This window comes from Actinoplanes sp. NPDC049668 (genome assembly GCF_044465445.1).
In the GTDB taxonomy this organism is placed as follows: Bacteria; Actinomycetota; Actinomycetes; order Mycobacteriales; family Micromonosporaceae; genus Actinoplanes.
The window spans coordinates 34,957-48,357 of the sequence record NZ_JBITLR010000006.1 but is presented as its reverse complement, the minus strand read 5'-3'; the positions used below and the strand labels follow the sequence as shown (position 1 = coordinate 48,357).

Below are 13,401 nucleotides of genomic sequence, written 5' to 3'. Positions count from 1 at the left end.
GTCCTCCCGGCGCCGCGATCATGCTGGGCGGCCTGGCGTGCGGTGACGCAGCGGTCCGGGTCGGGCCGTAGGTGGGTGCGCGGATCTCCGGTGAATTCCAGGTCGGATCCGTTGGCCGGCCTGGTAGATCATTGGCCTGCTGTCCTTTCCTGGTCGGGTGTGTGCGGGGTGTCCGGTGCGCTCCAGGCGAAGTTGTGCAGCCAGTACCGGTGGTCCGGGTCGGGCAGCAGCCACCGGCTGGTGCCGTCGTGGTCGAGGCGGGCGATACCGACCTGGGTTCGTCGCAGGGCCGGCACGCCCGGTGCGGGTCGGATGCGGAGCTCAGCGAGTTGGTTGATCAGCCGCTGGTCGGCTTTGACGAGCGGCCACGGCGCGACGTCGGCCGGCACGGCGACGGTGCACGCCTCGGTGAGGCCGTGGCCGACAAGCCGGACGTCGCGCCATTGCCGGTCGGCGGGTACGAGCAGGCCGCTTTTCAGCCGCTTGCAGGCTTGCAGGAATTCGCCGTGCGCGGTGGCGCGGGCCTCGCGGAGCCTGCGGTGGTGGTCCAGCAGCTGGTGCAGGTTCGCGGTGTACCCGAGAAGCTGCTCGGTGTCCTGGTCACTGGTCGGTGCCAGCTCGCGACGCATCCAGTCGATGGGCCGCTCCAGCAGTCGCAGCTGGTAGTCGGCGGTGCTGTAGCGACCGGCCGCCGCCAGCCAGGCCAGGATCACCTGAGGCAGCTCGGCGAGAATCCCGTCGAATTCGTCCTCGGCGATGAAGTAGCCGGCGTGTTCGGTGAGGTCATGCACGGTCTGATCGATGGTGAGCGACCGCGGCAGCGGCCAGTCGTCGATGTCGAGCAACGGATCGTCCTTTCCGAGAAACGCGAAGATCCGCGACCGGCGGTCGCGGATCTGGAAGGTCGGATCGAGTGGCCCGCGCGTGGGCGGGTCGATGTGCGGATCGGTCAGGCCGGCGTGGTGGAGCCGGGCAGGGTCCGCCACGAGCGGCCCGTCCAGAACTCCCAGCTGGTCGCGACGCCGGTGTCGTTGTCGGCGCCGGCGACGGATTCGCCGAGCGCACGCAGCGCGTCCCAGCCGCGCGGAGCGGGGATGACCGGCCGGATCGCCAGGGTGCGACCCGTGTCGTCGATCAGCCGGATCAGGACGGCGTCGGCATCGGCAATCCGGGTGAACGCCTCGCCCACGGCGGTCTCAGTGACCAGGGCGTCCAGCAACCGCTGGGCGGTGACCGGCTGGCCGAGGTCCCTGCTGCCGGCTACGTAGGCATCCCAGCCGGGCGGTACTCCCTGATCGATCAGGTGGGTCTCGGTCTCGGCGCTGTCGTTGCCGAGGGCGCCGACGACCATGCCGTCGAGGGTGAGCGTGGCGGTGAGCCCCATGACGCGGTTGCCGGTGGCGTGCCAAGCGATATCGGTGAGCTGCCACCGATCGTGGGGCACCCGCATCCCCGGGGTATGGCGCAGCGGCACGTACTCCTGCTCGCTGCCCGCAGCGGGAAGCTCACCGATGACCTGGCCGCAGTCCATCGGATCGACGGCTTCCCAGGTCCAGTTCCAGCCCATCACCACGTACCGGCCGTCGGCGTCCGCGGCGATGCGCTCGATGGCCTGCGGATCGTCGTACTGCCGCCGCTGGTCGGCCACGATGACGTCGCCGTCGAAGTACAGGTGGCAGTAGGCGTCGTCGACGGCGTGGCCGAGGTCGTCGCCGGACATGTCCTTGCCGGCCAGTTCGGTGCGGTACCGGTCGCGTTCGCGTTCCTGGTCGGCGACGATCGCTTCGGCGACCTGCCGGGTGCAGGAGAACACCGCCCAACCGTTCCACCGGTCGACCAGCGTGCCGGCGTAAGCGATCCGGTAGTGCCCGGGACCGTCGTCCTCCTGCCACGTCCAGTCACCGGCGAACACCCCGGCCCGGCCGATGCTGATCGTGTCGGGGTGCAGGTGGGACAGGTCCCGGCCGTCGCCGGTCGGGCTGATCAGCATCCGGCACTGCTGCGCGATGTGGTCGAGCAGCGCCTCGTGGAAGCCGTCTCGGTAGGTGGAGACGGCCTGCGCCCAGTCGTCGGTGGGGACGGTCACCAGCACGTCGGCGTGCGGGCCGGCCCTCATGACGATGAGGTCGGTGTCGCACGGCGGTTCCACGAACCGCGACGCGTTGCCGGTGTCATAGAGGGGCAGCCCGTCGATCAGCTCCGGGTCGTCATCGTCGATGGCTTGCAGGATCTTGCGGACACGGGGTTTAACGTCGCCGGTAGCCCTCCCGCCGATGGTGTCCTGGCACCACCACTCGGCAGCGGTCGTTCCAGCCGCCACGCCGGCGGCACGGACCGCCCCCAGGGCTTGCTCCCAGCTGAGACCGGTGCCGGCGGCGGGTACCCAGGTGCTGGTCAGCGGGATGAACGGCGCGCTGTACTCGACCGATTGCTGGATGCCGTTGTCCCAGTCGATGACGACGGACGCCGTGGTCGGGTCGCAGCTGCGGATGCTGCCTTCGGTGCCGGGCTGAATCGGGTTGTCGGCATCGCCGTGATGGAACTGCAGGACGCGCTGTCCAGGGACAAGAGGGTTCACTTCTTCTCCGATCTGTCTAGTGGTGCTTGAGGGTTGGGGGCGCCCTTGCTTGCAAGGCGCCCCGGTGTGGTGTTGCGCGAGGTTGACCAGTTCGCGCGCGCAGGGTGGTCAGGCGGGCGGTGGGCTGATCCCGGGCCTTGGCCGGCCGGCGCGGTGCGCGGTGCCTGCTGGGATGCAGGGCGGGTGGCCGGCAGGCCGGTGAGGGACAGGCGGAAACGGGTGGTCCGCCGGGCCTGACGCCGCGCGGCAGCCGAGGATTAGCGGCAGCTGCGGCGCCGATGTCTGTGCGGCCGGCTATGCCGTTGGCTCGAGCAGGGTCAGGAGGTGGCGAGGCCGAGTCGGCGGCGTTCGACGGCCACGAGCGTGCGGGCGGGGGTGTGCCAGCTCTCGTCGTCGAACGGGGCAGGGGTCGTCCCGTCAGCGAGTGCCTGCAGCGCAGGAACCTGCTCGGCATATAGGCCGCCGAGCTTGTTGAGGTCGGAGCACGCCTGATTCACGGCTTCGCGCATCCTTGCCGCCCATGGTCCGGGCCGGCCCCAATACTGGCGCTGGCGGCCGCGGATCGGGCCTTCGCACAGCTGGTAGGCGATCCATACCACCGGCGGGTGCAGGCCGGTGGCCTCGGCGAGCAGGGCCACCTTGTCGTAGTCGCCGGCCTGGTCGCCGCGGGCCGTGCGGTAGCCGATAGGGCGCGGCCTGGTCAGGGTGCGCCAGTAGCCCGCAAATACCGCGGTGGAATCCACCAGCTCTTTCACGGTGCGGAAGCCGCCGGCGGTGAGTGCGTGCGGGAGCTGGTCGAGCAGCAGGTGGGCCAGCTCGCGGCGCACGGCGGGGACGCCCGGATCGTCGGCCCGCCAGTTCCGGCCTCGATCGGTGGGCGCCTCGGCGATCGGGTCGAGCTGCGGTAGCCCGGTGCCGTCGGCCAGCAGCCCGAGCAGCCGGGCGCCGAAGTCGCTGAGCATCGTCTCGAAGCCGCGGCTGCGGTCGTAGTAGTCGGGGATCGATGACCAGTGGCCGCCGCCGCGGTGCGCGACCCGGTGCGCGGCCTCGTGCAGCAGCACCAGCAGTGTCCGGTGCCGGTCGGTGAGCACGTCGCGGTGGATGGCCACGTCTCCGGTCTGCGGGCTGTAGAAGCCGTCGGCGCACGGTGACTCGTCGCTCTGGTCGTACACCTTCACCTCGTTGAGGGCGAACGGGCCGATCGCGCGACGCACCAGCAGGCAGCAGTCGTCGAGCAGGGTGCGTTCCGCGCTGGTGAGCGCCTGCTGCTTGACCCATCGGGTCTTGTTGCGGGTGCGGGTGTAGTGCCGCGTCTGGCTCGCTTTGGCCGGTTCCACGCCCAGCAGGTGCATGACGGCCGTCTGCTGGTGCCCGTTCAGCCCGGCGGTGGCCAGCTCGGTGTAGCCGTTGTCCTTCAGGTCGAGTGCTGCTTCTTCGCCACCGGGCATGGTGTAGTAGGCCTGGTCGGGGAGGTGGGTGCGGCCCCAGGAACGCCACCCGGCCCGGGGGCGGGGCAGTTGCACCACGTCGAAGAACTGTTCCTGTTCCCGCAGTTTCCCGCCGCCCAGCACGTGCCGGGCGAACAGGTCGATGATCTGCGGGTCGTCGCTGGCGGCGAGGATGTCGCGGACCGCCGTGCGCAGGGCGCCGGCCTCGACGACGGTCCGGTCCCGGTTCTGCAGCGCCTTGTGGTTCAGCGACAGGTCGTAGGAGGCGAGGAAGCCGGGCATGCGGGTGACCAGGACTCCGCCGATCCACACCCGGCCGGATTCGCCGTCGCGCACGCACTCCCCGGGTGCGGTCGGCGGCCGGTAGCCGGGCTCGGCCAGGGCGCGGAAGCGTCCGATTGCCTCCTCCGCCAGGTCGCGGGGGCATTCGACGGTGAAGACCGTGCCGCCGGTACGGGTATTGGGGTGGAAGCGGTAGACGAGGACTTCGCTGCCCTGCTCCGAGCGCGATGGGATCAGACCACCGAGCAGCTTTCGACGCTCGACTGTGGGCACGAAACCGTACCCGACCGTCTCGCAGCGCACTCTGCCGATCTCCGCGCTGCGGGCCAGCACGAGGCAGGCGAGTTTTTTGCCCTCACCGAACTGCCCGATCTGCGTACCGGTCTTGGTGGAGACCCCCAGGATGAGGCCCTCCTCGGGGATGCCCGGGCCGTCGTCGGCGATGGTCAGGACCCCATCGGCCCACCCGACCCGCGCCTGGGAGTCTTCGTCGAGCGCGTTCGCAATCAGTTCTGACACCGCGCGCACGGGCGTCCACGACTTCACGTACTCCGGAGAGATGGGGTAGGCCAAGCTGTCGGTGTCAGCTGTGTCCCTGTTGTGGGCCGGGCCCACCCTGGTGGTTGAGGCGCGGGCGGCGCTGTTGTTGTCGGGCACGATGATTCCTTCCAGGAATGGGAAGATCCGCGACCGGAACTGGTCGCGGATCAGCGGATGTCGAGGCTGGGATCGCGGTGGTGCGGCACATCGGCTATGCCCAAGGGTTTGCCGCTGCCCCGCCGGGCCGGCTGCGGCCTTTCGCGGTGGGCGGCCCGCATGGGTGGCGAACGACGTGTCCGCGTCGGTGGTCGTGGAGGCGTGGCGCTGTTGCTGTGAGCGCGGTCGGCGATATCCGTCGATGCCGTAGCGTCACCGGTGTGGGTTTGCTGTTGGTGCTGCGCCATCCGATGCCGCGTCCGAAGAGCCTGCGTCGAGCTACCCGGGCACAGCGGCGTGAGCGCCGCCAAGCTGACGCCGAGGAGTGGACCACGACGGAGGAGCGCGGCTTGCTGCTCGACGTGTCTGTGGACGAGCTGCTGCGGTTGGTGAGTGCGGCTGGCGGAAACCGGCTTGTGATCTTGGGTCAGCTCGACCCGTGGTCCGATGGCGTGCTCGGCCGTGAGGACCTGCCGCAGCTTGTTGCCGAAGTCGATCACCTGGAGGCGGCGGCAGGTAACGACGTGGCGCGTGAGCTGGTCGCGTCGCTACGGGCGTTGGTGGCGCGGTGGCGTAGCGAGCCCGACCTGGCGCTTCACTGGTACGGAGACTGAGCGGGCTTGCTTTCTTGCACCGCAGCTCGGCGAGTCTCAAAGGGCTGTCATCCGGGCGTGCCCAACGTTCGTTGAGCCTGCCGAGAGGGGCAGCGGGAATGGTCGCCTAACGCGCCCGGTCCAGGCCGGTCACCGGCTCGTGTCGCCCAGGGGCGTGGGGCCGTCAGGGCAACCATTCAGCCGAGCGGAGCCCCGACAGATCGCATGAAGACGACCGGGTCGACCGCTGAGCCGGCACGGTGATCGCCGTTGAGGTGGACCTCGTAGTGCAGGTGGGGTCCGCTGGAGTGGCCGCTGCTGCCCGACAGGCCGATGACGTCCCCGGCATTGATGTGTTGGCCGACCTGCACGTAGGGCCGGACGAGTTGGTGGCAGTAGCGGGTGACGATCCCGCCGGCATGGTCGATGTCGACGTACCAGCCGCATCCGGAGGTCAGGTCGGGATTCCCGTCGCGGTCGCAGCCCCAGTCACCGCCGGTGCGTTTGTCAACAGCGTTGCAACGCATCCGGCTGACCGTTCCCGCCGCGGCGGCGTGGATCGGGGTGCGTTTGCCTGCGATGAGGTCGACGCCGTCGTGACCAGGGCGGTCCGCCGTCCGGAATCCGGAACCGACCTCGGCGCCGGGAGCCGGGTTGGTCCAGCCGGAAGCGGAGACGGCCACCGCGCAGCCGAGCCCGGACCGGTCGACGCCGGTGAGCGCGGCGACAAGGCGGGTCGCGTCCGGCTCCCACTTCGCATACGCATCCGGGTAGGCGCTGACTTGCACCGCCTGGGCTGCCATGGTCAAGGGCATCGTCTGCCATCCGGTGATCGACTGCAGTTTGGTGTAGAACTTCGTCGCCGCGTACTCGGGATCGTGCAGTTGCGCCGGTGTCCCCCAGCCTTGGCTGGGCCGTTGTTGGAACAGGCCGATCGAGTCGCGGTCCCCGCCGGCCAGGTTGATCAGGGAGGACTCCTGTATGGCGGTGGCCACGGCGATGACCTGCCCGCGGACCGGGATCCCGAGGCGGGCGCCGACGGCCATGATGATGGCGGCGTTGCCGACCTGCTCGGTGTTCCACGATCCGATCGGCCCGAGCGGAGTCGGCTGGCTCGGCCTGGTGGTCGCGCTGGCGGAGGCCGGTGACGGGTCGGCGGCGGTGATGCTGCAGGCGCCGGCTGCGGCGGCGCCGCCGAACAGCTGGGTCAGCCCGGAGCAGGCCAGCAGGATCACCGCGACGAGGGCGGCGACCGCGGTGAGCACTCGTGTGGTCATGGTCGCTCACCTCCCGCTTCGCAGGCCGGGACGGCATCGGGCTGGTGCGCGGCGGAGTGGGTGCCACCTCGTGGCCGATCCGCATGCGGGCCGGCCCACAAAGTGGCCGGTCCCAACGCGAGCGGCTGGGCGCCGGCCAGCGGGCCGCCGCTGATGTGCACGGCGATCGTGTCCGCGATCGGGTCGAGCAGGTAGATCCATTGGGCGACGACCGTGACCGGCGTCGGCGGCAGTAGCCGGCCGGTGGTGAAGTCGGCGGCGGCGATCGTCATGCCAACTTCGGGGACCGGCAGCTCACCGATGAACGGCGGATCGTCGGTCTCGCTGGCGGCGATGTTCAGGTGGTCCCAGTCGTGCTCGAGCAGCAGGGTGATCAGGAGGCGGGTGTCTCGCTGCGCGGTGGTGGCCCAGGTCTGTCGGACCGCCGGGAGTGTCCAGCCGGGGTGGCCGTCGGTGTGGACGTAGCGCAGGTAAACCATGCCGGGCTGCTCGGGGTCGCGGGTGCCGATGTAGGAGCGGGTGCTCATGCTGGTTGTCTCCGTGTTCTGTCGGTTCGGCTCGGGCCGGGCGGGGTCCGCGAGGTCTGAAACGGACGGGCCACGCCTGCCTTGGTGGTCAGGCGTGGCCGTGACAGTGCTGGGTTGGGGTTCAGCGGGCGAGGACGGCGACCTTCTCGCCGTGCAGCAGCGGCGCGCCGTCAGGACCCTTGATGTGCGCGTGGATCCAGATCCGGTAGGGCCGGCCGTTGGGGTCGATCAGCCGCCGCCAGTGGCCTTTGACCATGAACCGGACCCGGTAGTGCCACTTGGGGTTGCCGTCGCCGGGTTCGGTTAGAGGGCTGCTGCGGCGCAGCATGACCACGCGGGTGTCGTGCTTGATGCCGGCGCGCATGGCGCGGCGGCGGGCGGGCCGGTCGATCGGGGCGGCGGCGACGCTGGCGAGGGGCTGGGCTTGGATGCGCCAGAAGGCGTACGCGACGGCGGCGCACGCCCCGATGGTCTTGCCGGTGTCGCTGAGGCAGTACCGGCCGTCGGGGGCGGGTTCCCAGTCGTGTTCCTCGTCGTCCATGACCAGTAGGCGCGGGTACGGCTCGATAGGCCGGCCGATCGGCAGTTCGGCGAGTGTGACCAGCACGTACGGGGGCATCTGCCGGGCCACGTCAGGCCGTTCCTTAAGGCTCTGACGGCGGCGGGTGGCGGCCGGGTCGAGGGGGTCGTGGTGGTCGGCCCAGCCGGCGATGAACCAACTGCGTCCCCCGGTGACGGTGTTGACCGTGTGGGCCCAGGTGATCGCGCCGAGGGAGGTGACCGCGCCGTTGGCGCCGCGCTGGTAGATCGGTTCGGGCAGGAACAGCACGCCACCGTTGTCCGGGGCGATGTCCTCGGGCAGCACCTCGTCGGTCAGGTCGAGCGCGTCGGCAGCGGCGGCGACGATCGCGGTCATCGCGGGGGCGAGCACGTAGGGTTCGCCGACCTGCCACGGCAGGCTGGTCATCTGCCGGGCCGCGTCGAAGACCCGGTCGGGCGCCTGCGGGTCGGCGGCTTGGCCGGGCTGGTAGTCGCGGGTCCGGTGCTCGAGGAACGCAGCCAGCCAGTGGTGCGACAGTCGGCTGGCGTGGTATTCGCCCATCCGCAGGCGCAGGTCGACGGCGGCACGGGCGTATTCGGCGAGGGTGGCGTTGGGCAGGAAGTTCATGGGCGGACCTCCGGGATGTCGGGGTCGGCGGCCCGGACGCCCGGCCGCCGGAAACTGGCGAAGACGCTCTTTGGTGCGGGCCGCGCCCGCGGCGTCGCGGGGGCGGGTACCAGGGCCGCGAATCCGCTCGGCCCGGTGGGGACGGTCGCGCGCCCGCGCGCCGGTGGCGGCTGGTGGACCGGGGCCGTGCCGGGGTCGGCGCGGGCGAGCTGGGCGGCTCGGTAGGCGGCGCAGGCGGCGGCACACGGGGCGCGCTGGCCCCGGCATTGCAGGTTGGTGCAGGTTCCGTCGGGGCCCTGGCGGTGAGCGGCGGCGACGTCGGCGGCGCAGGTCCACAGCAGCGGGTCCGTGACGTCGTCCGGTGCCGGCAGGCGGGCGATGGATGGCTGCCCTTGGTGATCGGGCGGGGCGGGTGATGCCATGGCGGTGACCTCCGTCGGCAGGCGCATGCATGCGACGGCCGCCCTCCAACCCCGCCTTCCGGAAGGTGTTTCTCCTGTTCAGGCGGCACCGGGCAGCGACCATGTCCGATGGAGGCGTGCGGGTTGTCGAAGGTCAAGTCATGCGACGATCTGGGCCTGTGCGCCCATGCCACGAGGCTGGCCCTTCGGCTGGAGGCTCCTGGCGTTCACCGCAAGGGGTCCGAAGGAACTCGCGTTGCTAGGGGCACGCGAGTTCTTCGGACTGCCGCGCGGCCGGGTTCTCTGCTCAGCTGTGGCGGTGCGCGTCGCGGCAGCGGATGCGTGCCGGCAGCGCCGGTGGCGCGGTGACGGCGGTGCTGTCGCAGACGCCACCGCCGGCGGCTTTGGCCTGGTACATGGCCGCGTCGGCGCGCGTCAGCAGGTCGCGGGCCGAGGTGCCGTCGGTGGCGTAGCCGACGCTGGCGCGCACCTTCCAGTCGGTGCCCTGCGCTACTGGGATCGGCTGGCTGATGATCGCCCGCCAGGCGGCGCGAGCACTGGCCCGGGTCTGTTCGGTGTCGCCGGCCACCAGGAGCACGAACTCGTCGCCGGAGAGCCGGGCAGCGAGCCGGACCGGTGCCGGTAGTCCGGCAAGGCGCAGACCGACGCCGGTGAGCAGATCGTTGCCGGCCTCATGGCTGAACGTGTCGTTGACGGTTTTGAAGTCGTCGAGGTCGATCATGACGACCCCGATCGGGTCACCGACAGCGAGAGCCCGCTGGAGCTGTTCGAGGAAGGCACGCCGGTTGGGCAGGCCGGTGGTGTCGTCGCGGCGGGCTTGGTCGGCTGCGATGCCGGCGATCTTCTCGGCTGCCGCGGCGTGCCAGCTTGCGCGCTTGAGTTGCTCATAGAACCAACACAGCGGTATGGCAGCCATAGCCAGGCCGCCCAGAATGCCGCCGAGGGCAGTGAGGATCAACGTCCAGATGGGAGACAATTGGTTCGCTCCTTAAGCAGCAAGGAGCACCGGGGCGGGTGGGGTCCTCCACGACTTGCCGCCCGTCCCGGGCTACCTGACGGGATTGCGGTCAGTCGGTGGTGGGCGCGAGCTGGAAGGTCGCAGCCTTGCGGCCTTCGACGCGAACCGCCTGGTTCTCGCGGGCGAGTTTGTCAAGCGCGTTGGACGTGGCGCCTTCGCTGGCCCTCGGGTATCCGGTGGCGGCGTCGGCTTGGTCGATCGCCGCTTTCATCTCGCCGACCTTGAACTCGGTGCCCGGGTTGGCCCGCAGGATGCTCAGCGCGGTGGCCTCCAGCGCGCCCTTGGGACGCCTGAGTTTGGGCTGGGTGCCGGCCTCGCTGGTGTCGCCGTCGCCGTCGCCGTCGCCGGGAACGGGCTGGTCATCGGCGGCGGCGACGGGCGGCGCGTCGGCCGGGTCGACTGCGGGTGTGGCGGCAGTCGATGCGGCCGTGGGCTGGGTGCCGTCGTCGGGGGCGGTGTCCGGCGGGGGTGTCGGTGCTGTCGGGTCGCCGTCGTTGGATTGCACCGGATCGGAGGCGTTCGGCTCGTCGGTGCGGCGTTGCTGGTCGGGCTCAGCGGCGGTCGCCGCGCGCTTGCGCTTGGCGGGTTTCGCCGGGGCCGATGCCGGATCGGTGCCGCCACCGGTAGGTGCGACGGCGTGTTGGGCCGGGGTGGCGGTGGTGGCCTTGCCGGCGTCGGTCAGCCGCCACAGCCTCTGCGATGTGGCTTGGTTGTGGTACATCTCGGCCTGTCCGGCGCTTTCCCAGGCGCGCAGCTTCGGGGTGACGGTGGAGTAGCCGAGGCCGGCTTTCTCTGCGATCGCGGCTGCGGTGGCCTCGCCGAGATCGGCGAGCGAGGCCAATACCCGGAATGCGGTGTTGGCCGGTGGCGGGTCGGTGGGTTCGTCGGTCATCGGTTGGTTCCTTCCTGCTGGAGGTGGGTGATCGAGGGGTCGCACTGATCCACGCTTCGTCGCGTGCATTGATCAAGTCGGATGCGCATCTGGTGGCGTTCTCGGGTGGCGAGGCCGAGGCCAGCCAGCGGAACGACGTTGGCTGGGGTCAGCGGTGGGCGGGGATGCGCACGGCTGGGTCCGGCCTTGCGTGCCGTGGTACGGCATCGGTCGCCGCTGGCGTTTCCGCCGTCGGATCAGAAATTGGGAGGTCCGGGCACGGCCGGCCACAGCCGCGCCCGGAAAGCACTGCGGTGAGCTGACACGCGTCGCTCGGCGTTGCGCGTGCCGCTCAGGTGGCGCGGTGGACCATCAGCCGTGGATCCGTGGGCCGCAGGTCATGCCCCCGGTGCCGGATCGGCGGGCAGGTGAGGGGGGCGGGAGGTCACGTCGGTCCAGGTGCCTGTGTCGGCGTTCCAGGTCTGCCACCATGCGAGGGCGTGCGGGGCGAGATCTGGGTCCGCGAGCAGGAAGGCGCGAAGTCGCGCGTGGTCGGCGGCGAGGGCGGGCGGGGCCTCGGTGGAGGCGCCGGGGCTGGGCCAACCCATCGGGCCGTCGCCGAATTCGTGGTCCTGCATCATGCGCAGCAGGATGTGGCCGCCCTTGGCGGCTCGGGCGATGTCGCGGCTGGTCTCGTACTCGGTGACCAGGTCGCCGAGGACCGCTTCCAGCGTCGGCGTGCCATCGCGCGCATCGGTGCAGAGCGCGGCGAACGCCTCCAGGGTCTCCATCTGCTGGCGGTAGCCGCAGGCGGAGTTCGGGTAGAACGTGTCGGGTCCGCCACAGCCGTGGTTCTCGATGCGGCCGATGATCTTCTTGTTGAGGCGCAGGGTGGCGGTGAAGGCGATGCCGTCGTGGGTCTCGTGCCCCTTGAACGAGGTCACGGTGTAGCCGGTGTGCGGGACGGTGAGTCCGCTGTGCGGAAGCCGGATCGATGTGGGTCGCACAGTGCGGTCCTTCCTTACAGGCTCGCCCGCCGGCCGGGAAGCGGTCGGCGGTGATGAAGATCGGGTGAGCCACCGTCCTCTGGGCCGGTGGCGTGTCAGAGGCTGGGGCCGCACGAACGGCGCAGTGTGGCTAGGACAGCTGGGCGGCCCGGAAGGCAGCTTTCACCTGATGCGGGATGCTCCCGCGCTCCTTGAAGGCGGGCAGGTCGAGCTGCTGGTTGGCTGCCCACCAGGCGCGGATGGCGCCGGCCCTCGATTCCCGTGTGCTGCCGGCGGCGGTCCTGCTGGTGCTGCCGGCGCGGCTCTTCGGCAGCCTGCGGGCGGCGGCCAGGAACGGACGCAGGGCGGCGGCGAACCTGTCGAAGTTGTGGTCGGCGAGGTCGATCTCGTACTCGACGCCGTCGAACGCGAACCGGTACGTGCCGACCTTCTGGTCGGTGCCGTCGACGTCGTCGACGACGATGTGCTGGATGCGGGTGGCCATAAGGCTGTTCCTCCAGATGAACGGGATAGGGGCGGACCACCCGGGCACGGGCCGTTCGGCCGGGCCCGGGATGCGCGGGGTTGTGCGGGTGGCCGGGCAACGGCCGGGTCGTGCGAGGTCACGAGGTGTCGGAGCGGGTCACGCCCCAGCGGTCACTCACCGCGTGGACGCAGCCGGTGGGAAGAGGAAAGGGCGGCCGTGTCGCCGGCCGGGTTCGCGTGATGCCCCAGCCCGGGGCGCTGGGCCTGTCTCGGCCGCCAGGCGGTTTCAGCCGGGCCGAGCGGCTTGGTGGTCCTCGGAGTCGAGGTATGTGTCCGTAGGTGGCCGGCGGTGGTCGGTAGCCATGCGACAGAGCAGGTCTTGCGTGCCCGGTGTCCGCAGGTGTCACGTGCACCCGTCGGCGTTGTCTGGGCGTACGGCTGCGGTTGACGGGCTTGGTCGGGCGCCGGTGAGAGGCTGGACCGCGCACCCGCTGCGGGTGGGCGGTTCAGGCGGGGTTCAGGCCGGTCGGCCGTGATGCGGTCGTGCCAGCTTGCGTGCGCCGATGATGCGGCCTTCCAAGTCGCGTACGTATTCGTGCAGGGCCAGCAGGTCGCCGCGATGATGCGCGGCGACGCCGACAACCAGGGCCACCACGTACCAGGTGTTGTCGAGCGGCGGCGGCAGCTCGGTGACATCCGTGGTGCCGGAGCCGAAGGCGACCAGATCGGTCGGTATGCCGTCGACCGGCGCCGCTACGTCGATCACCTGCTGTCCGAGCCGGGCCGGACGGTGATCAGGCGACGGTTCGAGGATCCGCCAGGGGGTGACGCTGCCTGCGTCGACGTTGTCCGGTGTGTCCGCGGGGAAGATGTACAGCGGATGCGGGGTCAGATTGATGATCATGTTATTCCTCTCGTTGACGTGCCGTCGCACCTGCCGACGTTGCGGGCACGCGCGTGGGTGCGCGCAGGTGGTCACGGTGAAGGTGGAGCCGGTCCGGGCTGTCGCTGGTCCCTTGGGTTCAGGGGCGCTGTGGCAACAGGTGTCC

At 70.6% G+C, this 13,401-nt stretch carries 13 protein-coding genes; 1 reads left to right on the top strand and 12 read right to left on the bottom strand.

Annotated features, from left to right (window positions below; translation table 11 throughout):
- Positions 1-128: 128 nt before the first annotated feature.
- The 3 genes from ACIBSW_RS24910 to ACIBSW_RS24900 form a co-directional block, all read right to left on the bottom strand.
- Entirely contained in the window at positions 129-986 is an 858-nt protein-coding gene (locus ACIBSW_RS24910) for a hypothetical protein (protein WP_354719039.1), read from the bottom strand.
- Positions 950-2,578, bottom strand: coding sequence for a hypothetical protein (locus ACIBSW_RS24905; RefSeq protein ID WP_354719037.1), 1,629 nt, complete (start codon positions 2,576-2,578; stop codon positions 950-952). Before ACIBSW_RS24905 ends, ACIBSW_RS24910 begins: the two co-directional genes overlap by 37 nt.
- A 317-nt stretch (positions 2,579-2,895) precedes the next feature.
- Entirely contained in the window at positions 2,896-4,827 is a 1,932-nt protein-coding gene (locus tag ACIBSW_RS24900) for a hypothetical protein (protein ID WP_354719036.1), read from the bottom strand.
- A gap of 398 nt (positions 4,828-5,225) precedes the next feature.
- On the opposite strand from ACIBSW_RS24900, the gene ACIBSW_RS24895 reads away from it, so the two are divergent.
- Positions 5,226-5,618: a hypothetical protein gene (locus ACIBSW_RS24895; protein ID WP_354719034.1), complete on the top strand. Its 393-nt coding sequence runs from the start codon at positions 5,226-5,228 to the stop codon at positions 5,616-5,618.
- A 176-nt stretch (positions 5,619-5,794) separates the two neighbouring features.
- Here the strand turns inward: ACIBSW_RS24895 and ACIBSW_RS24890 are convergent, their stop codons facing one another.
- From ACIBSW_RS24890 to ACIBSW_RS24850, 9 genes are all read right to left on the bottom strand, one after another.
- Positions 5,795-6,874, bottom strand: coding sequence for a M23 family metallopeptidase (locus tag ACIBSW_RS24890; protein ID WP_354719032.1), 1,080 nt, complete (start codon positions 6,872-6,874; stop codon positions 5,795-5,797).
- Positions 6,871-7,401, bottom strand: coding sequence for a hypothetical protein (locus ACIBSW_RS24885; RefSeq protein WP_354719031.1), 531 nt, complete (start codon positions 7,399-7,401; stop codon positions 6,871-6,873). Before ACIBSW_RS24885 ends, ACIBSW_RS24890 begins: the two co-directional genes overlap by 4 nt.
- A gap of 121 nt (positions 7,402-7,522) precedes the next feature.
- On the bottom strand, positions 7,523-8,569 hold the full coding sequence (locus tag ACIBSW_RS24880; RefSeq protein ID WP_354719029.1) for a hypothetical protein: 1,047 nt from the start codon (positions 8,567-8,569) through the stop codon (positions 7,523-7,525).
- On the bottom strand, positions 8,566-8,991 hold the full coding sequence (locus ACIBSW_RS24875; protein WP_354719028.1) for a hypothetical protein: 426 nt from the start codon (positions 8,989-8,991) through the stop codon (positions 8,566-8,568). The genes ACIBSW_RS24880 and ACIBSW_RS24875 overlap by 4 nt, the downstream gene beginning before the upstream one ends.
- 286 nt (positions 8,992-9,277) lie before the next feature.
- Positions 9,278-9,967: a GGDEF domain-containing protein gene (locus tag ACIBSW_RS24870; protein WP_354719026.1), complete on the bottom strand. Its 690-nt coding sequence runs from the start codon at positions 9,965-9,967 to the stop codon at positions 9,278-9,280.
- A 91-nt stretch (positions 9,968-10,058) separates the two neighbouring features.
- Positions 10,059-10,901, bottom strand: a complete 843-nt coding sequence (locus ACIBSW_RS24865; RefSeq protein WP_354719024.1) for a hypothetical protein — start codon at positions 10,899-10,901, stop codon at positions 10,059-10,061.
- Between the two features lie 377 nt (positions 10,902-11,278).
- Complete coding sequence (locus ACIBSW_RS24860) at positions 11,279-11,887, bottom strand: hypothetical protein (RefSeq protein ID WP_354719022.1); 609 nt, start codon at positions 11,885-11,887, stop codon at positions 11,279-11,281.
- 130 nt (positions 11,888-12,017) lie between these two features.
- Positions 12,018-12,371: an Lsr2 family protein gene (locus ACIBSW_RS24855; protein WP_354719020.1), complete on the bottom strand. Its 354-nt coding sequence runs from the start codon at positions 12,369-12,371 to the stop codon at positions 12,018-12,020.
- A gap of 498 nt (positions 12,372-12,869) precedes the next feature.
- Positions 12,870-13,286, bottom strand: a complete 417-nt coding sequence (locus tag ACIBSW_RS24850) for a hypothetical protein (RefSeq protein ID WP_354719018.1) — start codon at positions 13,284-13,286, stop codon at positions 12,870-12,872.
- Positions 13,287-13,401 lie beyond the last annotated feature (115 nt).